We start from the raw sequence: 24,340 nt of genomic DNA, 5'->3' as shown, positions 1-24,340 counted from the left end.
AAAAAAATTGACCGCCCCCGCTGATCATAATGATCAGCGGGGGCGGTCATTCATTTTCCGCTAAAAGGTTCTTTTCTTAATGGCCACGCGGCGAATCATAAAATAATTCAACCCGATCATGAAAGCCATTACGAGAACGGCAAGGAGGACAACGACAGCCAGTGGATTTCGTTCCACCTCAAACACCGATTGCAGCAGCTTCCCGATCCAATCAGAGGATAAGACAACCTCCATCGAACAATGACCCGACCTCAATCGATGTCAAGCCTAAATGGTTCGCGCCTGTCCAAATCATAAGAACAGCGCGTTTGCGCAAAAAAAAGAAGCCGCCTCCCGTGGCCCTTGACCCTAGGAGACAGCTTCTTTTCCTTGTGCTATCCAACAATAGTTGTAATGAGAATGCCGTTTCTAATCATTGCTTCCCTGCTTGAATCCCTTTCATCCAACCGAGCAGCGCTCCGTTTACCAGATCCAGCTGCTCTTGCGGAGCTATGCTGGCCTGCTGGTCGCCTTTTTGCGCGCCATACGAGCCGAATTGCCCGTGGTTTCCGCCTTCAATCGTAACGTATTCCGTCTGGCTTGGCATAAAAGACTTCCCTTTGTCCCAATCCTCCGGGCTCATAACCCCATCGTTGGAGGCGGTCAGCTGCAGGACGGGAAACTTGGCTTCAGCTAAGCTCCCTGCCTTGTCCGCATAGGCCGCAAGAAAGAAAACGCCGTCGATTTGATCCAAGTGCTCCGCGGCATACCGCGACGCGAACACGCCGCCAAGCGAGTGGCCGCCTATGACATAACGTTCCTCTGGATGTTCGGCAATGAAAGCATCCGCTTTGTTCTGACCTGCAAAAGCCAAATTAAGCGGCATGCTGGCGATATATACCCGGTGGCCGGCCGCAGCCAGCTTGCGGGCCAAAGGAGCATAGCTTTTGGGATCCACCAAGCCTCCCGGATAAAAGATAACATTAGGCTGAGCCATCGCCTCTGCGCCTGCTGCCGGCTCAAAGCGGTAACCGGCTTGGCCTATGCTGACGGTGACCTGTTTATCGCTTTTCATAGCGGCTTTCGCATCCGCGGATGGCGGATACACCATCAATTGATAGACGATACCAAGCGTTAATAATAGCACCAGCAGGATGGCTGCCGACAAAATAATCACTTTTACTTTGCGGCCCTGCTTCGGTTTTGACAAAGCCTGTGAATTCTGTCTCATCTCTTGCACTCCTTTATCTCACCATACTCATGTTCCAATGTTACGATTTCCACGCTATCTCCGCATCGGTAGAACGGCTCTAATCAAGTCTCGTTACGATTCCATGAGCCTATGCACAAAGGCGATATCCGCTGGAGCGAACGGGTAATTAGACAGCCGCTTCGCTTCTACCCATTCATAGCGATCATGGTCCACCAATCTGATCTCCCCAGCGATATGCCGGGCTTGATACGCAATTAATCGAATGTGGACAGCGCCGTAATCATGATCATTTTGTCCAAAAAATGCGCCAACGGCAATTTCAATGCCCATTTCCTCCATTAGCTCTCTACGAAGACATATCTCAGGCGACTCAGCCGCCTCCAACTTGCCGCCGGGAAATTCCCATAGTCCTCCCTGGGATTTATCGGGTTTGCGCCTTGCAATCAGCAATAACCCTTGCTCGTTTTCAATAATGGCTGCCGCGACCCGAATCATTCAAACACACATCCTCAACTATACACTGATTTATATCCGTTTGCATGCTGCGCAGCCTTACGGATAAGCTTCTATCATACGTGATAAGCCGATCTATGCGCAAAATAAGCATATGGATAACCGAAGCCTAAACTCTCTCTTATTTTACCTACTTTCATAAAAATGCCCAATCTATGAAAGAAATTTGATACACTAATAACAAAATTGTATGGATAAGGATGATGGCTATGTCGGATTACAATGACCGCGACGATCTCGCCGATCGCCGCCGTAACAAGCTGAAAGTGCTTCGTTTTGATCATAACGGCAAAGATCTGGTAGAATCCGAGAAGCCCGAAGAAACGTTTGCCGATGTTGGCGGACTTGAAGACGTTAAGAAAAAAATCCGAATGAACTTTATTTTGCCGCTGAAGCAGCCTGAACTCTTCGCCGCGTACGGGAAGGAAGCCGGCGGAAGCTTATTGCTTTATGGACCTCCAGGCTGCGGCAAAACCTTCCTTGCCCGGGCGGTTGCGGGTGAAATCGATGCGAATTTCATGCATATCGAGCTGCAAGCGATTCTAGGCATGTACGTCGGGCAAAGCGAGAACAATTTGCATGATATTTTTGAAAAGGCCCGTGAGAATAAACCCTGCGTGATCTTTATCGATGAGCTCGATGCAATGGGCGGCAGCCGTAATCAGATGCGGCAGCATCATGACCGTATCCTCGTTAACCAGCTTCTGATGGAGCTTGACGGGCTGCGCACGTTTAATGATCAAGTGTTTGTCATCGGCGCGACGAATACGCCTTGGTACCTCGACTCGGCGCTGCGCAGGCCCGGCCGGTTTAACCATATGATCTTTGTACCGCCGCCGGAGGAATCGGAGCGTGCAACGATCCTGCAGCTAAAGCTGGCAGGAAAACCGCTCTCCCCGCTCGATTTGAGCAAAATAGCAAAGGAAACGAAACATTTCTCCGGTGCGGATCTGGAGCAGATCGTGAAGGACGCCGTTGAAGGCGCGCTGGAGCGAACGCTCGAAACCGGTGAAATCCAGCCTATTTCGCAGGATGATCTGAAGAAAGCGTCCAAGCATCGGAAAGCAACGACGCTCGATTGGTTTGCGACCGCCAAGAACTACGCGACATTCAGCGACGTGAACCAGGATTACCAAATCGTTCTGGATTACATGAAGCAGAACGGATTGAAATAATTACGTTATAGCGAGGAAGCTACCGCCATGTATGAATTAGAAGAAGAGTTGCAGAATAGGCGCTACCAGGAAATTGAAAAGCTGATCGAATGGAAAAAGCTAAATGAGGCAAGGAAAGCGGCTGTGTCGCTTATTCAAGATACGCCAGAAGATCCCTACGCCTATGCGCTTCTCGGCAGGGTTTCTCTTTACCAAGACGAATATGAGCAGGCGCTTCACTGGGTTAGCGAATCGCTCCGCCATGATCCGGAAAATGAACTTGCATGGTTCGTTCAATGCAATACTTATTATACGATGGAGAAGTGGAAGGCCGCGCTCGAATCCATCGCCGAGGCACAGCGGATTGATCCCTATGAGCCCCATTATTTTTTCCTGCTCGCTAACATTTACAATAAGACAAGCAAATACGCAGAGGCCCGCGACTTACTGCTGAAGGCGCTTGAAATATCGCCCGAAAATGCCCTTTATCTCGCTAATCTAAGTTATAACGAAGCATTGCTGCGCAACTTCTCCGAGTCTAAAATGCTTGCTAACCAGGCATTGCGGCTGGAAGTAGAATCCGAGCTTGTTTATATGTATCTTGCCTGGTCCGCCGAGAGACGGAATGACTATGACGACTATCTGGTCATGCTGAAAAATGCAATCCGGCTCGATCCCGACGACAAGCAAATTCGCAAGGAATATATGGAGGGTCTGCAGAAAACGTATAAGGTGTTCAAGTTTTTGCTGTTTCCGAGCAACCTCATGAAAAAAATGAAGCCGTGGCAGATTCTACTCGGCTGGATTACGCTTTGGATCATATTCAGACCGCTGATGATCGCATTTTTAATTCTTTATTACGCCACCTACTGGATCACCCGCTTGCTGGTGCATGTCAAACTTTTCGGCTGGAACTTTCGAAGATAAATTTGAGTCCCTATCGTTCAACTAAGCCCCATAAAGAAAAAACACCGCTCATGCTTCGAAGATCCTTCGAAGCAGAGCGGTGTTTCTTATTTCCAGGAAACGGGTTACCCCGCCTGTTTCGCCTTATCGCACGCGAATGCTTAGGATTTCAAAGGGCTTAAAGCCCAGCTGTACACTCCCATCCTGAATGTCCAGCTGATGCAGCTCCTCCTCCAATAAATTGACGACATACGCTTCCTTTGTTGCCGGCGGAAGCTGCAGCGTAAGCTGCTCACGTCCTCCAGCCGATTCATATAGGCGGAAAATCGTCCCTTCGCCCCGCTCGGCAGCCTTCATCGTATCCAGAATGACATGCTTGCTCTCAAATGGCAGCAGCTCCAGCCGTGTTGGGCTTGCGCTGCCTTGACCTTGGCGGCCCGCTTCCATCGCGGGCCCGGCATGGCCTTCCGTTACCCGTACCGGATGATTAAGCTCCATCGCGCTCCGCACGACATGGGCGCCGCGCCAATCCTGCTCGTGCGGGTACAGCGAATACGTAAATTCATGCTCTCCCTGGTCTGCCGTTAGATCCGGCCATTTCGGAGCGCGCAATAAAGATAGCCTCATCGTGCTGTCTTTTATATCGTAGCCGTATTTGCAATCATTCAACAAGCTTACTCCGTAATTGCCCTCGGATAAATCCGCAAAGCGGTGTCCGCAAACCTCATATTGCGCCTGCTCCCAGCTCGTATTCGTATGCGTCGGACGCTCCAAAGCGCCGAACGGAATTTCATAGGTCGCCTTGCTGGCTACGATATCGACCGGAAACGCGACCTTCAGGAGCTTATGCTCTTCCTTCCAATCGACGTTGGTTTTGAAATCGACCCGCTTCTTATCCTGGTAGAAAATAATATCCTGAATAATGACGGAGCGGCTCAGTTGCCACTTAAAACGAAGCACGTCCTGCGCTTTCCCTTGAACGATAACCTCCTTGCTCAGAAGCCGAGCAGCGCCTGCGCGCTGCGATTCGAATCTAGGATCGATATCCCAGGCATCCCAAGATAACGGCTTATCGAAGAAAAGCTGAAATTCATTTGCTTTTCCTCCGGCCAAGATCATTTCGCGCTCTGCGGACTTATCGTACCAGCGCATGATTTCGCCTGCCTCGTTGAATTCGATAATGTAATGCTGCGTTTCCCATGAGCAGTCCAGCTTTGCCGGAACAATCGCCGTCTCCGCCGGCTGTGACGGTCTCAGCCAAACGGTCGTATAGCCGAAGGCTGGAATGGCTTTCATGCTTACTGCCAGCGTTACTTTTCCCGTAGATGCAGCATGGCGCAAAATATCGCTTTCCAGCAGTTCGCCGTTTTGATCGAATGCCGCGAAATCCTCTTGCGCTTCATCGACATCGATCTGTACGATTTCATCTCTTGCCCAGCCTAAGCTGTTGAATACGAAGTATGGAATGCCTTCCCCTCGCGCGTCAATGCTCCCTGCGAGTGCCGCCAGCGATTGCTCCAAGCATGCATGGCCAAGCTTGAATACCTTCTCGTACTCTTCGGCAGAGGTAACGTACGTTTCCGGTATAGCCGTACCCGGAATAATGTCATGGAACTGGTTCAGCAAAATGAGCTTCCAGCCCTCATGAAGCGCCGCCTGCACCTTATCCGCTTGGCCAGCTTCGAAGGCGCTGCGGGCCAAGCTGCTCCACATTTCCGCCTCCCGGTAAAGCACCTCCGCTTTCCGGTTGCTCCGCTTATTGCGTGCATGCGTCGTATAGGTGCCGCGGTGCAGCTCCAAATATAAATCGCCATGCCACTTCGGCAGTTCCTTCCGCCGTTCCCAGGCGTTTCCGAAAAACTCGGCTGCCGTGCTGAAATGGCTGCTGGGCAAACCGGCCATCATCTCCGAGCGCTCCACAAGCTCCACCATTTCTCTAGTTACGCCGCCCCCGCCGTCTCCGTGGCCGTAAAGCAGCATCAGCTCATCCAGCTTGTCTTTATGCCGGTAAGCTTCCCAATGCTCATGTATGTCCTTCGGTCTCGTATTCACGTTCAAGCTATGACTCAAATAGGATAAGACAGACGTGCCGTCAATGCCGACCCAGTGGAATAGATCATATGGAAAGCGATTGGTGTCATTCCAATTTAATTTGGTTGTCATAAAATAATCGACGCCAGCCAGCTTCAGCAGCTGCGGCAGGGAAGCACAATAGCCAAACGTATCGGGCAGCCATTCGATATTGGAGGTTTTGCCGAATTCCTCTTTATAGAAGAGCTGTCCGTACAAAATTTGACGCACAAGCGACTCTCCGCTTGGAATGTTCAAATCCGGCTCGACCCACATGCCGCCAACCAGCTCCCAGCGTCCTTCGGCAACGCGCTGCTTGATTTGCTCATAAAGCTCGGGATAATGCTCTTTGGCGAAAGCATACAGCAGCGGCTGGCTCTGCGTATAAACGAAATCCGGATATTCCTTCATCAGCGTATTCATTGTGGAGAATGTCCTGCTGACTTTACGAACCGTTTCCCTCACTGGCCACAGCCAGGCGATGTCGATATGGGACTGGCCAACCATATGCATCGTGCCGTTCGCGCCCGGTGCAGCTGCGAACGCTTTGGCCTTCTCTGCAAGCCGATTCTCCAAAAGCTGCAGCCAATCCCCTTCGAGGCTCCCGATATCCATTTGCCGCTCGGTCTCGTCCATCGTTTCATACAAGGCTTCTTTCATCCGCAGCCTTTTTAAATCCCGCTCAGGCAGCAGCAATGCAGATTCATAAGCTGCTTGAATGCTATACAGCAGGCTTTGCAGCGGTTTATTCACGCGGACAAGCTGGATGCGGATATAGGACATAGGCGGATTGATCGTCGCCTGCGCGTTTAAAGGATCGGCCGGCTCCGGTATCGGGTCATACAGCTCGATTTCGATAAAGGGATTCAAACCGACTCCCTCCATGTGCAGCGGGACATAGGAGTGGTTTTTGTCTATGCCATGATGCGGAACGCCGTTCACCTTCAGCATGCCTTCGCCCCCGCCGTTCACGATCAGGCCGATCGGATCGGAAAGCCAAGCAATCGGAATTTCAAGCTGCTTCCGCAAAAAATAGGTCACGCCCTGCGTGCTGTTCAAAGGATCCATCGTCTGGACGAAAAAATCCTCTGAATCATATTCATAAACGCCAGGCACGATATAACGGGCTTTCCTCATTTCCCATTCGGGAAGCGGGATCGTCTCCCGCCATTGCAGGCCCGCCAGCTTCTTCAAAAAACGGTTTATTCTATGCATCGCTGTCCCTCATCCTTTACCGTTAAACTTCCGCTGACAAAATCCTCGGCATTTTTTCCCACCATAATGATAAACTCGCCGTCTTCAACGACCGGTTCATAGTTCTGATCGATAAGCTGCAAATGCTCGCGCGAAATCGTGAATGTTACCGTCTTCATCTCGCCGGGCTCGATATGCACCTTGCGGAAGCCCTTCAGCTCCTTATTCGGACGCGTAACCGAGCTGACCTTGTCCGTCACATACAGCTGCACGACTTCCGAGCCTGCGGCCTGACCCACATTAGTCACTTCGATTTGGACGGTGGCTTCTTCGTCCGGACCGATTTGCTGCGGAGAAACCTGCAAGCCCCCATACTGGAATTCGGTGTAGCTAAGCCCGTAGCCAAACGGATACTGCGGTTTGTTATCCATCTCCAAGTACCGCTTGCCTCTGCTTCTTTTGCCGTTGTAATAGACAGGCAGCTGGCCCACATGCTTAGGCACGGAAACCGTAAGACGGCCGGAAGGATTTACGTCGCCGAATAAAATATCGGCAATCGCGTTCCCGCCCTCTTGCCCGGGATACCAAGCCTCGACGATCGCGTGAGCATGCTCGTCAATCCATGGCTCGACGATCGGGCGGCCGTTAATATAGACGACGATAACCGGCTTTCCTAATTTATAAATTTCCTGAACGAGCTCCAGCTGAACGCCAAGCAGGCTAAGTCCTGCACGGTCGATCCCTTCGCCGCATTCCATATCGCTCCATGCATGCTCGGTGACCACTGATGCGCCTGTCCGAAGATCAATCGTACCTTCGCCAAAATCCCGCGCGCTGGAACCGCCGATAGCCATAATGACAACATCCGCCTGCTCCGCGCAGGCAACCGCATGCTCGAAGCCTTCTCTTGCATCGCCTTTTATCCGGCAGCCAAGCGCATGCAGCAGCTGCTCATCCGCATGGCTTCCCAGCTTATTGCGCATACCGTCGAGCAGCGTAACAATCTGGCTGCGCTGCTGAGGCGAGGTGTAATCGCCTAATTGGTTATACATATGGTTAGCATTCGGTCCGATTACGGCTATCTTACGCGTATCTTTCTTTAACGGCAGCGTCTGGTCCGTATTTTTTAACAGCACGATGCTTTCCTGCGCGATTTGCCTGGCGAGCTGGACATGCTCTGGGCAGCCAATCACCTCTGCCGCTCTTTCAGGATTAACGTACGGATTTTCGAACAGCCCAAGCTTGAATTTAATGCTTAATACGCGTCTAACCGCATCATCCAGCACGTTTTCATCGAGCAATTGATGCTGCACGGCCGCCTCCAGATGCTTGCCGAACATTTCACCCGACATCTCCATATCGACGCCGGCTTTCAGAGCGAGCACGGCCGCGTGCTCGCCATTCTCGGCGACGTCATGCCCCCAAGCCAGCATGTTGATCGCGCCGCAATCCGTAATGACAAAGCCGTCAAAGCCCCACTGCTCCCGGAGCAGCTCCTTCAATAAATAAGCATTCGAAGTGCATGGGACGCCGTCAATTTCGTTGTATGCGGTCATTACGGAAAGCGCTCCTGCCTCCACGCCCCTGCGGAAGGGAAGCAAATCCGATTCATGCAGCTCGCGCATGCCCATATGGACCGGCCCCGCATTGCGACCGCCCTCTGAGCTGCCGTAAGCTACGAAGTGCTTCAGCGTTGCAATCACGCTGTTCTCCGCGTCCAGCCGTTCTCCTTGCAGCCCTTCCACTGCCGCGACCGCCAGCTCTCCAATCAAGTAGGGATCCTCGGCAAAACATTCCTCTGTCCGGCCCCAGCGCGGATCGCGCACGACATCAAGCACCGGCGAATACGTAGCTGCTCCGCCTTGGCTTCTCGTCTCGAGCGCAATGGCCCTACACATCTCGCGGTACAGATCGACGTTCCAAGCGCTGCCTACGGACAAGGGGACAGGAAAGACGGTCGCTCCAATAGCCATATGGCCGTGCGAGCATTCCTCTCCAAATAGAATAGGTATGCCGAGCCGCGAGTTTTCGATCACATAACGCTGGATATCATTGACCGCCCTTGCCCCTTCTTCGGGCGAGAGTCCGTTCTCAAGCGTAACCTCCGTCCACGGGTCGGCGCGCAGCACGCCGTATAACGAACCAATCCCGCCGCTCTTCACCTGCTCCTGGAAATCCTCCGATAGCGTGACTTTTCCATTTTCCTTCGCATATGTTTTCCAGCCAAACGGTTGCAGCAGCTGGCCAATTTTCTCGTTTAATGTCATTTCCTTCAGTAAATGCTCTACCCGTTCCGGGACTGGCAGCGACGAATCCTTGTAGCTCATGGTTGTCTCTCCTTATCATGCTCCGTATATAGCAGCAGGAAGTAAACCCAAAGGTTATACTTCCTGCCCGCCATTTGTCTTTCCTATTCTTCTTTTTTGATCGCGTTGCCGTAAATCTCAATATATTTAGCAAGGTTCAAGCCGTCAAAGCCTTTCACGTAAGCATCCCAATCCTTCTGAATGTCTTTGCTGCCGATAATGAATTGAGCCATGTTTGTTGTTACATAGTCTTGAATCGATGTCGTCAATTGCGAAGCGGCATCGGTATCCTCCGGACGAATAAAGACGCCTGACGGGTAAATTTCTTTTGGCGAATACGGGGCAAATGCGTTAGTCGCCTGCGCTAGCCGCGTTTCGTAACCGTCTGCAGCAAGCGGATCCTGCCCTACAGCAAACAGGTCGCGGAACTCTTTCGTCAAATCCTTCGGCCCCATCAATGACCAGCTGTCGTTACGGATAGCGTCCGGATCAGCTACCGGGATTCCCTTGAAGCTGTATTTAGCAGGTTGACCGTCGATATTTTTCTCGTCGGCTTCTGCCGTTTTCCAGCCAATGCCTTCTTCGGCACCATATTCGCTCTTAATCGCGCCTTCCTCGCTGAAGGCATAATCCATAATTTTGATCGCAGCAATTTGCTGCGCCTCAGATGCTTTATTCGTTAGCGCGAATTGGAATTCGCTGATGCCCTGCGAAGCGCCCGCCAGCTGCACGCCTTCTGGTCCTTTTAGCGGCGGTACGATGACCCAGTGCTTATGTCTAGTTAGCTTTTCATCATATGGATTGACCAAGTAACTAACGAGCGCAGTCGTAATCGAGCCTACGATTTCGTCACCCTCGCGATTGCCAAGCTGGCCGATCGCTTGATCGTTTTGCGTAAACGAAGCCGGGTCAATTAGACCTTCCTTGTACAGCTTGTTCATGTAAATGAGGCCTTGCTTCCAGCCTTCCTTATTCGCTGCAAAGTCTACTTTGCCGTCGTTCAAGGTCAAATATTTGCCATTATCGTTATAGATAAAGGAATTCATTAAATAAGCGTCGATGTTCCCGTTCCATACGTTTTTGTTCGGTGCGCCCGTGAGCGGAATTTCATCGGCTTTACCGTTTCCGTTCGGATCCTTTTCTTTGAAAGCTTTCAGTACCGTATACAGCTCGTCTGTCGTAGTCGGAACCGCTAAGCCTACCTTATCGAGCCACTCTTTATTCATCCAAAACTTTTGAGAGAAGGTGCAGTGGTAGCATTCATTTAAACGCGGAAGGGCGTAAATGTTGCCGTCCGTTGCCGTAATCGCATCTTTAAAATACGATTTCTTCTCCATCATCGCTTTGATGTTCGGGGCATACTTATCAATCAAATCATTTAACGGAAGGAAAACGCCTTGCTTGCCGTAAGTCAGCAAATCCGTATGCGTGAATTTCCCCTCTAGGAATACTTCCGGATAATCACCGCTTGCGAGCAGCAATTGTCGGCGATCCGTCAGCGCGTCGGCAGGAGCGAGATCCCATTTTATTTTGACATTGAATTTTTCCTCAACATGCTTCGTGTAGGTGTTATCTTCTAAAGGCGCTTTGCCTTGAGGAGCAAAAAATGTCATCGTAACCGGTCCCGCTTCTTCGGTTGTATTTGTATCTCCGGTATTAGTAGAAGTATTGTTACCCTCATTGCTTTTCCCACAAGCCGTCAATACCAATGTAAGGCTTATGATGAGTGCAAGCATGCCGAAAAATGTTTTTTTCATTTGGACCCCTCCTAAAATGGTAGTTAAACAAACTTCGCTTTTTGCTAGCAAACCTGGCCGCGCACTTTGAGCTCGCCGCATCACCTCCTTATTATAAATGAAAATCCTCTTAACCTTTCAATGAACCGATCATGACGCCTTTCACGAAATGCTTCTGCACGAACGGATACATAATGAGCACCGGTACCGAAGCTACGACGATCAACGCGTATTTCAGCACCTGCTCGAAACCTTGCACCCGCGCCTGCTGGGCGGTGTTCGCGAGCATTTCCGGATCTGACGCATTTAGAATAAGCAAGTTTCGCAGCACATATTGCAGCGGGAACAGACTCTCCGATCTTAAATAAATGAGAGCGTCAAAGTACGCGTTCCAGTGGCCTACCGCATACATAAGGGTCATTACCGCGAGAATCGGCTTTGACAACGGCAGTACGATGCTGACCAGGTACCTTATATCTCTGCAGCCGTCAATTTGCGCCGCTTCAGACAATTCGTGCGGAATGGAAGATTGAAAAAATGTTCGCGCCACGATGACCTGGAATACCGAGAAAGCGCCCGGCAGCCACATCGCCCAGCGTGTGTCCAGCATTTCCAAATCTTTGACGAGAAGATATGTCGGAATGAGTCCGCCGCTGAAGAACATCGTAATCATCATGAGGATCATGACAAAATTTCGGCCGTAAAAGCTTTTGACTGCCAACGGATAAGCAAGCAGCACCGTAAATACCAAGTTGATTAACGTACCGAAAACCGTGTAGATGATGGTATTGTAATATCCGTACATCAATTGCGAGCTATTGAAGATCGATTTATACGCCTTTAGGCTGAACTCCACGGGCAGCAGCCATACTTGCCCCGATACGACGGCTCTAGGCGAGCTGAAGGATGAACTAATAATATAGAGGAGCGGATACATAACGGCTAACATAAGCAGAGTCAAAAAGATATAAATAACTAACAAAAACATGCGATCGCCAAAGGGCTCTTTAATTTTTTTTGTTTCGATCATGTTCATCCCTCCCTACCATAAACTTGTTTCCGAAATTTTCTTCGCAAAGGCATTAACCACCATCAGCAAAATCAAATTGATGACGGAGTTGAAAAGACCGACCGCAGATGAGAAACTGAAATTTGCGCCGACGAGCCCCACTTTATACACGTAAGTGGATATAACCTCAGAGGAGCTTAAGTTGAGCGGGTTCTGCATCAGGTATATTTTTTCAAAGCCGACGCCCATCACGCTTCCGAGACTGAGTATAAGCATGATTACCGTAATCGGCAGCAGCGACGGAAGGTCGATATAAATAATTTTTTTCCATCTGGAGGCGCCGTCTACTCTTGCCGCCTCGTACAGCGATGGATCAACGCTGGCCAGCGCCGCAATATATATAATGGAGGCATAGCCCATTTCCTGCCAAACTCCCGACCATACGTAAATCGATTTGAAAAATTCCGGAACGCCCATGAAGTTGGTCATTTCCCAGCCCATGAAAGAAAACAACCGGTCAATGACGCCGACATGCGGCGTAAGCATCAGCATGACGATCGAAACCATAACAACGGTAGAAATAAAATGCGGCGCGTAAGTAACCATTTGTACCGATTTCTTAAATTTGCCCGTACGCACTTCATTTAAAGCAAGAGCCAGCATGATCGGAATCGGAAAGCCTGCAAGAAGCGAATAGAAGCTGATTCCTAACGTGTTTTTAATGATCAGCCAAAAGTTCGGAGAACTGAAAAAGGTTTCAAAGTGCTTAAGCCCTACCCATTTACTGCCCCAGATGCCCTGAACGACATTAAAATCTTTAAAGGCGATCTGCACGCCGAACATCGGCACATATTTGAAAATAATTAAATAGAGGACTGGCAAAAGAACCAAAAAGTACAATTCCCAATGTTTCTTTATTTTTTTCCACGTCGTAAGCTTACTTTTGAATTTTAGATTGTGAAGCTCCGTATTTTCTAACGCATTCACCTGTGCATGATTCATTCGCAGCTCTCCTTTGCAGCAATTTAACGAAGCACTTCTTGCAGTAGTCGATCGTGTCCTGGTCCACAATTCGATTCTAGCCCGTTTACGAAAACTTCATCAATTCGTAAGTTTCCCGTACCCCACCTTTTTCTGAATAAGCGCAATACACCGCCAATTAAGCCGATTCATGCATTTTTCACAAACCATTCATAATTCCCGCAGCGCAGTGCCTGAGCAGTCCGCGCCTTTCCAAGCAACCAAAAAAGCCTTGAGAATGCGGCACGCCGCTCTCAAGGCTCTGTTTCGGATTTAACTGCTTTCCCCTAGCTGCTTCCGGAAGTCCCGGGGGGATAGGCCAACGACATTTTTAAAGGCGCGGTTGAAGGAATTGTAATTATAATAACCAACCTCGCTGCTAATTTCCTGCATCGGCTTTTGTGTCTCCAAAAGCATCTGCTTCGCGTTCGCAATGCGGAGGCCAATGAGGAAATCCACAAAATTCTCCCCGAACTCTTCCTTGAACATTTTGCTCAAATATTTGGAGTTTAGCTGGAACTTCGTGCTCAAGAAATCGAGCGACAGCTCGGAGTTCGCATAGTTTTCTTCAATATACGCCCTTATTTCCATAATAAGAGCCTTGTTGCTGTGCGAATCCCTCTGCATCTGCATCTTCTCGTTCATCATGGCGAAAATGCTGCTGCAGCCCTGCTGCAAATCATCGAGGTTATCCCACCGCATGGCCAATTCCCGTAAATCCGTCTGCACGGCCCGCCAAATATTGCGATATTCCTTCGATAATTCGAGTACCTCGCCCTCCAAATGATGAACGAAAAACTGCAGCAGGCTTTCGATCTCTTTGCGAGGCAGCAGCGAATCCCGGATTTGATCGAAAAAAACGTTTAAATGCTTCAGCCAATCATTTTCGGCAAGGCGCAGCGACTGGGAAAGCAAATAAATGGTTTTGAAATACTCTTGAATTTCGGTCTGCGGCCTGACGGTATCTTCCAAGGTGATGATCCGGTTGCTGCCCAGAACGGCTTTATACTGCAGGCAATAATTCGCCTTTTCGTAAGAGCCGCGCAGCTCCTCCAGCGTATTCGCCGGTTCTCCGCGCCCGATCGTAATATTGAAACTGACATTTTGCTCGATCCAAGTGCGGCATTCCTGGATAATATAATCGTTTTTCTCCATCGCATCCGCATCCGGCTCCTGCCAGAGGATGAAGGACACCCGGCGATCGGTCGTCCATTCCGCCCAGACCGTAACGCCAAGGTTTTTGGCCGTCTCATGGATAACGCTGTATAACGTAAACTTCAGCAGCGATTGGTCCCGTTGATTGTAAATCGCCTGAAATGCGAAATAATCATCGATTTCAATGACATGAACGGTCGATATTTTCCCTTTTACGTCCAAATCATAGCCGCGGAGCTCGGAAATCCAGGCTTCATCGGTTAATTGGACGGCACCCTCAAGTACCTGATGAAAATGGTATTTCTTTTGCAAAATAAGCTTTTCCCGGTATTGCTGCTGGAATTGCTTCGTTTCGCTCATTAAGTTTTCAAGCGTGTTTTGAATAAAAATAAATTCGCTCTCGGATGCGGCGCCCGTTCCTTCGCTTTTGGACGAATACGTCTGAATGAGCGACACGAGCTGCTGGATCGGCTGATAGTTCCGTTTGGTCACGTAAATTACCCATAGAATGCCGAACACCACGACAGCCATCGCGAATACGACCCACACATTGTAAAAGGTGAGTACGAATTTCAGGCCGTTCTTGTCCAAAATGCCGCTGTTAATCTCCCAGCCTGTATACGGGGAAGTATATTTCGATAAGACGGGGCCCGTGGCGGACGGATCAACTTCCTCCCCCAGCAAATTCCGGCCTTCCTTGTCAATCATGCTTACAAAGCTTATATCCGAGTTGTACATCCGGCTAATCGTATCATGCAGCTTCGTTAAGCTTACGTTCACAACAAAATAACCCTGCTTAACGCCCATATTGTACGGAGCTGTTCTTACTAAGGTAATAACGTTTTCGGCATCGACCTCGGAATTGGTAAATGCTTTATACCTGCGCTCACCCGTCCACTTTGCTCCGCCTGCCTGCTCCTCATAGTTCTCAATAAACGATTTATCCTGGAAATCCTCGAACGTTCTCGGGACATCCCCAAAAATAAACTGATCCTTGAAGCGCATGAAATAAATGGAATCTATAATCGGGTAATTGAATTTCAATTCATCTATCACTTTAAGCGCTTGAATGTTAGCAGCTACGTCTACACCGTCTCTGCTAAAAAAACGGCTGATATCGGGATTCGTCAATATTTCCCTCACAACCTGATAATCGATTGCCTTTAATGAATTATCCGTAAAGAGAATGACCTGCTGCGCCAAAAAATCATTGGCTTTTATCGCTTCTCTTCGATTTTGTTCATTTAAGGTTTGGAAAAAAACGACAAACAAAATCATCGTCACGATAAAAAAGACCGGTAGATACGATAACAACAAACGGCGAAACCACATTTTGTTCAACCCTTGTATCACCTTCCCCTTATTTATCTCTAAGCGTACCCCATCCAAAAGATCAGGACAAGATACATAATTTCCTTATTTGGATATCCAAAAAACTGACGCCTGCAGGAGGACGTCAGTTTCAATCGAATGGCCGAGTAAACGGTTATTTAGGCAAGCAGCCGGAACACATGCGCCGCAGGAGCCTTGCCTGCGTACTCGCCTGGCGGCAGTTTAACGATTAGGCCGGCCTCCGTTTGTTCAAACGGCAGGCTTTCATCTGTACCGACCAGCCCGACACTTTTCACGGGTTCGGTATATGGAATCACGAGATGCTCCGCTACCGCCGTATTCTCGGAAGGATACAAATAAGCCGCGAATACAGTGTTTTCCTTGCGGGTGAAAGCAAAGCCGTCGGTAAAGTAAGGAGCGCAAATTCTCGTTCCGTACACGGCCTCGCCATAGGTTTTCATCCATGCGCCCAATTCCTTAATCGTTGCAATGGCGCCCTCCGGAAGCCTTCCGTCCGGCTGCGGGCCGACATTGAGCGCAAGGTTTCCGCCTTTAGCAACGACCTCCATCAGAATATGCACAACCTTGCGCAGCGATTTATACTTGTCCTCATAGCGGAAAGAGAAGGAGGTGCCGAGCGTTATGCAGCTTTCCCACGGCACGTTCATTGGCCCGTTCGGGATCGTCTGCTCCGGCGTTACGATATTTTCGTAGGGACCGCCGACCGTTCTGTCTGCCGACAGCAGCCACGGCTGCGTTTCGCGCGCGCGATCGACCAATTCCCCCAAGCGAATATCCTGCGGCACTCTGCCGCCGTCTCTCACCCAGCCGGCATCGAGCCATAGCACGTCGATGCGTCCATACTTTGTCAGCAGCTCCATCATTTGCTCGTGCGTGAACTGTACGAACTTCTCCCACAGCCAAGGATATTGCTTCGGATCGTAAGAGGGGCCGCGCCAGGTATGCGTTCCGCGCTCCATTCCCGGCGTCCAATAATAAGGCGTGTGCCAATCGGCCTTTGAGAAGTAAGCCGAGATAGCCATTCCCTTGTCCCGGAAGGCATCAAACACATTTTTGCAAATATCCGCATACTTGTGCGTATGGAACGGCGTCTCCGGACCGGTACTCCGGTAGTCCGTCGTATGCGTGTCCCACATGCAGAAGCCGTCATGATGCTTTGTCGTAAAAGTCAAATATTTGAAGCCCCCCTCTGCCGCTATATCAGCCCAAACCTCCGGCTGCAGACGAACGGGATTAAACGTTTTGTTCAAGCCAAAATATTGCCGCTTCAGCTCCTCGCTGTCCACGCCCCAATCGATGCCGTCACGGGACCAATCGCCGTCTTCGTCGCTAAGCGCCCATGATTCCACGAGACCAAGCTGCGAATAAGGTCCCCAGTGCATCATAATGCCGAGCTTCTGATCCTTGAACCATTCCAGCCGTTCCAAAATAAGCGGATTATCCGGCTTGACCCACTCTTCCTCCGCGCTGAAATTGTGTACGCCATTTTCTACCTCTGCTGCTTCCTCTACGGTATCAACTATAAGACTGCCCTCATGCTCCTGCGTCTGACCGTTGCTCATTTTGTCTGCTCCTCCTTTTATGTCCCTAACCTTTATTTCTCCAGCCAGTGGCTGCTGCACTAATCTCCTTCATGTATAATCCATAAGTCCAAGCGCCCGCAATTGGCATCTTTCCGATAAAATCACTTTTTTCGTTAACGCTTTGTAAATGTGCCGGCTGTCGAGTACACCTTTTTCGAAAAGATTGCATTTTTCGGAAAAGCGCCGTAGAATAGCGTTTTTCTGGCAAGCGTAAACGTCTGACACAGTCCTTGGCGGCAAAATCCCGTTTCGCGGTGAAATAGAAGCATCATATACGGTTAAATTTTTTACTTCCTTATATAAAAAAAAAGGCTTGCTTTGAATAACAAAGCGCAGCCTTTTTCCGTTGATTCTATTTTTTCCGCAGCTTGAATACCGCCTTATTTTCTCCGACCGTACGCCCGCTGTCATTGCGGAGCGCTGTCGGCGCGAGCGCGTACAAGCTGTCGATGGTCTCCTGATTGGCATAACCGATCTGCTCCAATATCGATGCGATGATGATCGGCCACGGTTCCTCGGAGCCGTCCATTACCTTCAAAGCGAACGCGACTCGCTCCTTCCGAAGACCGAAGCCATAAATGCCCTTCGCCCCGCCCTTGGCCACGATATTCGGATCTCTCAGCAAAGTCGAGCAGATGAACCATGGCGCGGACACCATCTCCGGATGGCCGTTCATGAGACGGGATACCTCGCTCGCGGCGCTTCGGACCTCCGTTCGATCAATTAAATCAGGACAAGCCAATTTCAAATACATAGACGCGATAGGCTTTAGCGGCAGCGCGTATACGGGAAAACCGCAGCCATCGACGCTGATATGAATATCTGCTGCAGGATAGTCCGATAGATAAGCAACGATGTCCAGCACCTCCGCCTGCGCGGGATGCTCGGGCTCCCCATAGCCCTTTAGCGGATAGTCCTTCGCCTTGCTAAGCGCTAAGAGGCCAAGATGCTTTCCCGAGCAGTTATGGTAAATGCGCCGCTTCGGCTTTTGCAAGCAAAGCAATTCATCGCGCGCCTGCGGGCTAAGCGGGTACGTCTGCGCGCATACCAGCAGCTCCTCGCTTAAGCCCAGCTTGCCCAGCATCCCTTCAAGCGCCTCTACATGATAGGCTTCCGCACGATGCGAGGCCATCATGACCGTCTTTTCTTTATCCGTAAAACGAAACATCTCCGGAACGCCATGCATAAACGCGGGAATCGCTTGGAACGGCTTTGCCGATGAGCGCATGAAAGCAACCCACTCCGGATCTCCGGCGCTAAATATAACCTCGCCTCTTTCATTCACTCCGCAAATATGGCCCGAATGAACGTTTTCAAGCCGGCCTCCGCGGTACTGCTCGACCAGCCTAACGGCAGACTCCATCGAACCATGCCTCCTTAACCATTTCAAATTGATAGGACTAAGTAAGTTCCTTTAAGCGATGCTCACGCATTAATTTATGGATCAATTCCGCAAAAAGGCTGTTCGCCCAAGCAAACCAAGGTCTCGTGTACGCATTCGGATCATTCACATGGAAGCCCTCATGCATATAACCGGTTTCCGCGTCCGTGCTCGTTAAGGTGCGGATCATTTCAGCGACTTCCTCGTTATCCGATGATGTTAAAGCCTGCATCGCCAGGCTTATGTGCCAGATATAATGCTTCGGAGTGTGCGGGCTGCCGATCCCCCTTGCATGGCTGCCCTCGTAATAATAGGGATTTTGCTTGCTCAAAATGAATTTCCTCGTATTGCTATAAATCGGATCATCCTTATCCGCGTAGCCGAGATAGGGGATCGATAGCAGGCTCGGCACGTTTGCATCATCCATCAGGTTGTAATTCCCGAAGCCGTCGGTTTCATAAGCAAACATTTCGCCGAATTCCGGATGCCGGTAAATGCCGTACGTGCGAATGCCGTAATCGATCTCTTCTTTCAAGATTCCCGCTTCTTCCTTTAGCTGCGAATCGCCGTAAACCTGCTCCGCTATTTCCTCCATGTAACCAAGCACGACGCATGCAAACATATTAGCCGGAATCAAATAGCCGAAGGTACACGCGTCGTCGCTTGGCCGGAAGCCGGACCATGTCATGCCCGTATAATTGACCGGCATGCCCATCCGGTCATTGCGCAGCGTATCGGATTTGGGTCCCGTCGTCCTCGCAAAGCGGTAAGGGGATTGCTCGAAATGCCTTTGCTCCGTGTGCCATAAGCGAATAATCGTTTTCATCGTGTTCAAAGACGTTTCGTCGAACAAAGAAGCTTTTCCCGTCTGCTTCCAATACAAATAGCTAAGCTGAATCGGATAACATAAAGAATCAATTTCATACTTCCGCTCCCATACCCAAGGGTTCAGCTCCGTTAAATCATCCTCGTAACGGTTGTCATTATCCTCCTCGTTGAAGGCATTCGCATAAGGGTCGATTTGGATGCACATCAGCTGGCGTTTGACTAAACCCTCGATCACGCGCTGCAGCTCTTCATCCTGCGCGGCAAGCGGAAGATAGTGCCTCACTTGGGCACTGGAATCCCGCAGCCACATGGCGGGTATGTCGCCGGTAAATACGAAGGTCGTGCCGTCATCCATTAATTTTGTTGTCGTTTCCAGCGTATTCGGAAAGCACTGCTTGAACATCTGCAACAGCTTCGGATGATGTGCCAGCTCGGTTTCCGCCAGCTTAAGGCATTCCTGAACGGCCTTTGGCAAAGTCTTCTCGCTTATCTTAGTCATGGAGTCACCTCTTCATAAAATTAATGGTTATCGCTATAGACGGTAAATGAACGAATATGAGGCTCCAAGGTACTCTCCAATACCGTTAAGCGGATATGCGAGGTACGAACGGGTAGAATTAGCGGATCGATCTTCTTATGACCGATCGCACTGCCTCTAGCGATTACCGTCCACTCGCCCTTGCTCTCCGCTTCTACGATGTAGCTTTGCACTCTTTCGCCCAGCTCAATTTGCTCCATAATAACTGTTCGGTGAATGTCCGCCTCCCGCTCCAGGCGAATCGAAACCGTACGGCCGCCGCTGCTCTCCGCTAGAGGGATCGCGTATCTTCGCTTGATTTCATCACCCAGCTCCTTCATGCGCTGAACCTCGGCATCCGGAATCAAGCCCCTGCTGTCCGGCGCTGCATTAAGGAGCAGCGTTGCTCCGTGGCCGACGGATCTCTCGTATAAATCGATCAGCTCCTCCAAGGAACGAAGCGGCGTCTCGTCATTCGGATGCCAAAACCAATGGTTGCCCCGGATCGGAACGGGACATTCGGCCGGCACCCAATCCGGCGTCTCCGGCAGCCAAGCCGTCATATCATTCGTGAACATGCTGACACGGGCCGCTTCCGCCGTATTCCAGCATGGATATGGAGCGAAGCCGTCCTCGTTGCCTACCCAGCGTACGGTCGGCGCGCCCATGTTAAATACCATGGCATTGGGCTGAAACTGCTTCACAAGGTCCATGATCCTCGGCCAATCATATCGTCTGCCTTCCGAGCCCGCCCCGTCGAACCACACTTCAACGAGCTCGCCATAACCGGTGAGCAGCTCCGTCAATTGCTCGCAATAAACATCATCATAGGCCGCTTCATCCGGATAACGCGGATCATGCCGATCCCACGGCGATATATAAATGCCAAACCCTATCCCTTCTTCAAGGCATGCCTCCGCGCATTCGCGAACGACGTCTCCTTCACCGTTCCTCCAAGGACTGGACTTGACGGAGTAGGAGGTCGTCTTCGTCGGCCATAGGCAAAAACCGTCATGATGCTTTGCGGTAAGCATGAAATAGCGGAACCCCGCTTGCTTAGCCGTCCTTACCCACTGCCTCGCATCCAGCTCAGCCGGGTGAAACGCTTCGGGGCTATCATCGCCTTCGCCCCATTCGCGGTTGCAAAATGTATTCAGGCCAAAATGGCAAAACATGCCTAGTTCTAAATCCTGCCATGCCAGCTGCTGCTGTGTAGGCTTCGCTAAATATGGCTCATTCAATGTTATCCCTCCATTACTTGTTCTTGCAGCAGGCTTTAACTTTCGTTAACCGTAATCTCAACCTCTTCCGGCCTGTATACCTTAATCAGCCGTCCTGCCCGATCGGCAGCGAACATCACCGTTCTTTCCGGCTCCATGGCGAAGGCGTAAGATATCCCCGATTCTGGATCCGTTACTTCCACCTCGGCCTTAACCGCATATTCCGAGACAAAGACGTACAGCGAGCCTTTCCTGAACGCGAGCTTCCGTCCGTATACGCCCGGCAAATCGCCGCCTTTAAGCCATAGAAGCTCGGCAGCTACGCCGGCCTGGCCCATCGCATAATCATATACCTCGGCCAAAGCCTCGGAACGGTCATTCAGCTCGATCGGCAGCGGGCACCAAAGAAACATACCTTTCCCGAGCTTCTTGGTAGCAAGCTGTGCGGAGCATGTGGCGCTCACAGAGACGGGGATCGTTTCTTTGGCCGCTTCCGCAATCCGATGGTTAGCGAAGGATACCGGAATAAGCCGTCCATCGAGCTCCAAAACCTCTTCGCGAAGCACGTTGCCTACCGTGGATTCCCCGATTAGTCCGAACGCGCGCTCGGTTGGACGCCAATACTCATCCATGCTGATCGGCCCCGTAAACAGAAGCGTGCCTCCATGCTCCTTGATATGGTTTAGCAGCTTGCCCAGCGCTTCGCCGCTGAAATTATGCGCGCTCGGGACGATGATAAGCTTAGGAGGCTGCTCGCCAAGCGTCCCCAGATGATACTCGCCTAGCGCGCGGAACGGCTGCTTCAGCTCATAGGCCATCGTTCGCGCGAGCTTTGCGGTTGCGACGTAGGCAAGACTGCGGGCGGAAAAGTCGTTGGAATACGGATAGACCACAACGGTCTCCTCCAAGCGCCGATCCTCGAATAAATGGCTGATCCCGCCAATAAATTGCCCGAAATCATAGGAGACATCCGCCTCCGGCTTCTCGGTTCCGTCCGCTCTGAGCGCGCCGATATTCGATTCGTTCACGTTATGCATATAGAAGTTAATATTCCAAATCCATTGCACCGCGCCTGCCGCCCCCGTTGCGAAGGCATATGCATATTTCCTCTCCAATATATTCCGGAGCTCCAGCTCCGAGCGATTTGCCTTGCCGTTCGGGGTCTCGACATACATCATGCCCGTCTCCTGGACGAGGTTCGGCTTATTCGGCGTCTTGGCAAACACCGTGTCCCACACCAGATCATCCATGAGCCACCAGGAATGAACATTCGTATAATCCACCGCTTCCTCGTAAAAAAACGGGGACGGCCGCTGTCCGGCCAGCGCCTCATCCTGCCCGACCGTTATCAGCTGCTTCGGCTGCAGATGACGAATCGTTGCGCTGAGCTCCCGCGCCCACTGATTATGCATCTCCATCGTAAACAGGCAATAATCGAGCCACGGCCCGTTCTTGCGCGGATGAATCGCGGTTGTATTGAAATTAATATCCGACTTGCGAGGCGGCCGCGCCGCCTCGAAGGAGGGCAGATCGGCAGGCGTTCGATCCCAGCGCTCCTGCAGCAGCCGAATATCGTCCTGATGCCGCAGCCGCAGCCAAGCAATAAACCGTTCCTGTTCATAAGGGTCAGCGCAGGTTTGCGGTCCGCTGAACGTCTTATCCGGGTGAAACAATGAGGGTTCGTTCACCAGATCCCAGTGCACATGCGTTGAATTCGCGTGGCGCGATACGATGGCCGCCACGAATCTTTTTTGCGCTTCGACGCTTCTCGGATCCAGATACGGATTGACGCCCTCCCAAGCCTCGGGAGTAAACGCAAAAAACGTAAACGTGACCTCCAAGCTGTGCCTTTTGGCCGTCAGCAGAAAGGCGTCGATCGCTCGCAGCACCTCTTCGGACGGATGCCCGTCAACAAACATGACCTGCCGCCATGCCGTCCAAATCCCTGTTCGGATATAGTTGATGCCGGCACGCTTCATTTGGGCCATATCCCGGTCCCACGTTGACACGTTAGGCATGAACAAAAACTTGCGCGCCACGTCGGAGGTCATGTAGGTCATGCCGACAATCGGCAGCGGCTTGCCGTTTTTCCGGAAATAGTCGCGGTCACAGGTCAGCAGCTCCCCCTCCCGCAGCAGCTGCTCGTCATAGCCCCAAAAGCCTTGACGGTAAATTCGCGTTTCTCCCTCAGCAGAGACAGCCGTGCAGACGGCCTCATAATAACCCGGTTCTATCGCAATTGGCATAGGAATTCGCAAAAGCGTCAGCTCGCGCGAGCTGACCAGGCTTGAGTCGTGCTTCCATATCACCTGCGCTCCGCCTGCCGCTTGTTTAGTCACCGTTATTTGAAACCGCCACTCTGACGGTGAAACCTTCTTTTCCGATGCTGCCTGTACGCTCCCACTCCGGCCAAGCGCCTGCAGCTGCAGCGTAAACGTCGGACGATCACCCGGCTCATAGCTGCCATAGTTCGGCTTGAACCAAATTTCGCTAACGCCCCTCGCGCAAAACGAGCTCCATTCCCGGATGGCCTCTGCGCCGCCGGCATGCCAGAACCGTTCCTCCAGCGTTTGGTTAACGAACAGCCAACGCCCGCCGGCAAAAGCGCCCTTCGTATTCTCCAGCAGTACGCACGGTGCAGCTACCTCCCGGCCGGAAGCAGAAATTCCTTTCAGCAGCGGGTAAATATGTGCATCCATCGGTCCGCTTGAACCGCCTTGCCCCGGCTGGTCGTCCGCCTTCGTCACATGAAGCACAAAGCCAACTGTCGGCTGTACAGAAAACAATGCCATTTTATCCGCGAATAGGGGAATGTCCGAATTCGCCGCGTACGCCGCAATAGGACCGGTATCCACAGGCAGCATTTCATGGATATTCAACTCTTGATGATAAGCCGTCTGCTCCGGCTCAGCCCGGTAATGTCCGTCTTCCAAGTAGACGGGAATGCGAAAAGGCGCCCCGCCCATATGCAGCAGGCCTCCTCCCTGCTTCAAATAGCCAAGCAGGGCAGGCCATGCCGCCTTGGGAAAATATTTTCCATGAAGAGACACCAAGCTGCATGCCGTTCGCAGCGCATCCGTCAAGCCGCTCACGTCAACTACCGCAGCAAATGAAGCAAGAACCGCCAGCTCCTGCTTGTTCGGGCGTGCGCCCTCGTAAGGAAACGATTTATCGTAAAACACAATGATTTTGTTCATCTGCGC

At 51.1% G+C, this 24,340-nt stretch carries 16 protein-coding genes; 2 read left to right on the top strand and 14 right to left on the bottom strand.

Going from position 1 to position 24,340, the window contains the following annotated elements; translation table 11 throughout:
* Positions 1-60: 60 nt before the first annotated feature.
* From ACN6MW_RS19030 to mutT, 3 genes are all read right to left on the bottom strand, one after another.
* A complete protein-coding gene (locus ACN6MW_RS19030; RefSeq protein WP_419871616.1) occupies positions 61-234 on the bottom strand; it encodes a hypothetical protein in 174 nt (57 codons plus the stop codon).
* Between the two features lie 178 nt (positions 235-412).
* A complete protein-coding gene (locus tag ACN6MW_RS19025) occupies positions 413-1,210 on the bottom strand; it encodes an alpha/beta hydrolase (RefSeq protein WP_419871615.1) in 798 nt (265 codons plus the stop codon).
* A 93-nt stretch (positions 1,211-1,303) separates the two neighbouring features.
* Entirely contained in the window at positions 1,304-1,687 is a 384-nt protein-coding gene (mutT, locus tag ACN6MW_RS19020) for an 8-oxo-dGTP diphosphatase MutT (RefSeq protein ID WP_419871614.1), read from the bottom strand.
* Positions 1,688-1,914: 227 nt separating this feature from the next.
* Between mutT and ACN6MW_RS19015 the strand changes: the two genes are divergently transcribed.
* The gene (locus ACN6MW_RS19015) at positions 1,915-2,880 is read left to right on the top strand and encodes an ATP-binding protein (RefSeq protein ID WP_419871613.1); all 966 of its coding nucleotides are present in this window, start codon (positions 1,915-1,917) and stop codon (positions 2,878-2,880) included.
* Positions 2,881-2,907: 27 nt separating this feature from the next.
* Entirely contained in the window at positions 2,908-3,786 is an 879-nt protein-coding gene (locus ACN6MW_RS19010; RefSeq protein ID WP_419871612.1) for a tetratricopeptide repeat protein, read from the top strand.
* A 123-nt stretch (positions 3,787-3,909) separates the two neighbouring features.
* Here ACN6MW_RS19010 and ACN6MW_RS19005 read toward each other — a convergent pair whose 3' ends face one another.
* The 11 genes from ACN6MW_RS19005 to ACN6MW_RS18955 form a co-directional block, all read right to left on the bottom strand.
* A complete protein-coding gene (locus ACN6MW_RS19005; protein WP_419871611.1) occupies positions 3,910-7,050 on the bottom strand; it encodes an alpha-mannosidase in 3,141 nt (1,046 codons plus the stop codon).
* Positions 7,038-9,356, bottom strand: a complete 2,319-nt coding sequence (locus ACN6MW_RS19000; RefSeq protein WP_419871610.1) for a glycoside hydrolase family 3 N-terminal domain-containing protein — start codon at positions 9,354-9,356, stop codon at positions 7,038-7,040. Before ACN6MW_RS19000 ends, ACN6MW_RS19005 begins: the two co-directional genes overlap by 13 nt.
* An 83-nt stretch (positions 9,357-9,439) precedes the next feature.
* Positions 9,440-11,092, bottom strand: coding sequence for an ABC transporter substrate-binding protein (locus tag ACN6MW_RS18995; protein ID WP_419871609.1), 1,653 nt, complete (start codon positions 11,090-11,092; stop codon positions 9,440-9,442).
* 109 nt (positions 11,093-11,201) lie between these two features.
* Complete coding sequence (locus ACN6MW_RS18990; protein ID WP_419871608.1) at positions 11,202-12,101, bottom strand: carbohydrate ABC transporter permease; 900 nt, start codon at positions 12,099-12,101, stop codon at positions 11,202-11,204.
* A gap of 12 nt (positions 12,102-12,113) precedes the next feature.
* Positions 12,114-13,082: an ABC transporter permease gene (locus ACN6MW_RS18985; protein WP_364154133.1), complete on the bottom strand. Its 969-nt coding sequence runs from the start codon at positions 13,080-13,082 to the stop codon at positions 12,114-12,116.
* A 291-nt stretch (positions 13,083-13,373) separates the two neighbouring features.
* Positions 13,374-15,587 (bottom strand): helix-turn-helix domain-containing protein, encoded by a 2,214-nt coding sequence (locus ACN6MW_RS18980; protein ID WP_419876387.1) that lies wholly within the window; start codon positions 15,585-15,587, stop codon positions 13,374-13,376.
* Positions 15,588-15,745: 158 nt separating this feature from the next.
* Complete coding sequence (locus ACN6MW_RS18975) at positions 15,746-17,170, bottom strand: alpha-L-fucosidase (protein ID WP_419871607.1); 1,425 nt, start codon at positions 17,168-17,170, stop codon at positions 15,746-15,748.
* Between the two features lie 373 nt (positions 17,171-17,543).
* Positions 17,544-18,554 (bottom strand): asparaginase, encoded by a 1,011-nt coding sequence (locus ACN6MW_RS18970; protein WP_419871606.1) that lies wholly within the window; start codon positions 18,552-18,554, stop codon positions 17,544-17,546.
* Positions 18,555-18,591: 37 nt separating this feature from the next.
* Positions 18,592-19,899, bottom strand: coding sequence for a glycoside hydrolase family 125 protein (locus ACN6MW_RS18965; RefSeq protein ID WP_419871605.1), 1,308 nt, complete (start codon positions 19,897-19,899; stop codon positions 18,592-18,594).
* A gap of 20 nt (positions 19,900-19,919) precedes the next feature.
* A complete protein-coding gene (locus ACN6MW_RS18960) occupies positions 19,920-21,158 on the bottom strand; it encodes an alpha-L-fucosidase (RefSeq protein WP_419871604.1) in 1,239 nt (412 codons plus the stop codon).
* Between the two features lie 35 nt (positions 21,159-21,193).
* The gene (locus ACN6MW_RS18955; protein WP_419871603.1) at positions 21,194-24,334 is read right to left on the bottom strand and encodes a beta-galactosidase; all 3,141 of its coding nucleotides are present in this window, start codon (positions 24,332-24,334) and stop codon (positions 21,194-21,196) included.
* Positions 24,335-24,340: the final 6 nt, after the last annotated feature.

Origin of the sequence: Pristimantibacillus sp. PTI5, from assembly GCF_048572955.1 — a bacterium.
Classification (GTDB): domain Bacteria; phylum Bacillota; class Bacilli; order Paenibacillales; family Paenibacillaceae; genus Pristimantibacillus.
This window is presented reverse-complemented; position numbering and strand designations above follow the sequence as displayed.

Coding starts and splice junctions, on each gene's coding strand:
- ACN6MW_RS19030 (WP_419871616.1), bottom strand. CDS start 234: ATGGAGGTTGTCTTATCCTCTGATTGGATCGGGAAGCTGCTGCAATCG.
- ACN6MW_RS19025 (WP_419871615.1), bottom strand. CDS start 1,210: ATGAGACAGAATTCACAGGCTTTGTCAAAACCGAAGCAGGGCCGCAAA.
- mutT (WP_419871614.1), bottom strand. CDS start 1,687: ATGATTCGGGTCGCGGCAGCCATTATTGAAAACGAGCAAGGGTTATTG.
- ACN6MW_RS19015 (WP_419871613.1), top strand. CDS start 1,915: ATGTCGGATTACAATGACCGCGACGATCTCGCCGATCGCCGCCGTAAC.
- ACN6MW_RS19010 (WP_419871612.1), top strand. CDS start 2,908: ATGTATGAATTAGAAGAAGAGTTGCAGAATAGGCGCTACCAGGAAATT.
- ACN6MW_RS19005 (WP_419871611.1), bottom strand. CDS start 7,050: ATGCATAGAATAAACCGTTTTTTGAAGAAGCTGGCGGGCCTGCAATGG.
- ACN6MW_RS19000 (WP_419871610.1), bottom strand. CDS start 9,356: ATGAGCTACAAGGATTCGTCGCTGCCAGTCCCGGAACGGGTAGAGCAT.
- ACN6MW_RS18995 (WP_419871609.1), bottom strand. CDS start 11,092: ATGAAAAAAACATTTTTCGGCATGCTTGCACTCATCATAAGCCTTACA.
- ACN6MW_RS18990 (WP_419871608.1), bottom strand. CDS start 12,101: ATGATCGAAACAAAAAAAATTAAAGAGCCCTTTGGCGATCGCATGTTT.
- ACN6MW_RS18985 (WP_364154133.1), bottom strand. CDS start 13,082: ATGAATCATGCACAGGTGAATGCGTTAGAAAATACGGAGCTTCACAAT.
- ACN6MW_RS18980 (WP_419876387.1), bottom strand. CDS start 15,587: ATGTGGTTTCGCCGTTTGTTGTTATCGTATCTACCGGTCTTTTTTATC.
- ACN6MW_RS18975 (WP_419871607.1), bottom strand. CDS start 17,170: ATGAGCAACGGTCAGACGCAGGAGCATGAGGGCAGTCTTATAGTTGAT.
- ACN6MW_RS18970 (WP_419871606.1), bottom strand. CDS start 18,554: ATGGAGTCTGCCGTTAGGCTGGTCGAGCAGTACCGCGGAGGCCGGCTT.
- ACN6MW_RS18965 (WP_419871605.1), bottom strand. CDS start 19,899: ATGACTAAGATAAGCGAGAAGACTTTGCCAAAGGCCGTTCAGGAATGC.
- ACN6MW_RS18955 (WP_419871603.1), bottom strand. CDS start 24,334: ATGAACAAAATCATTGTGTTTTACGATAAATCGTTTCCTTACGAGGGC.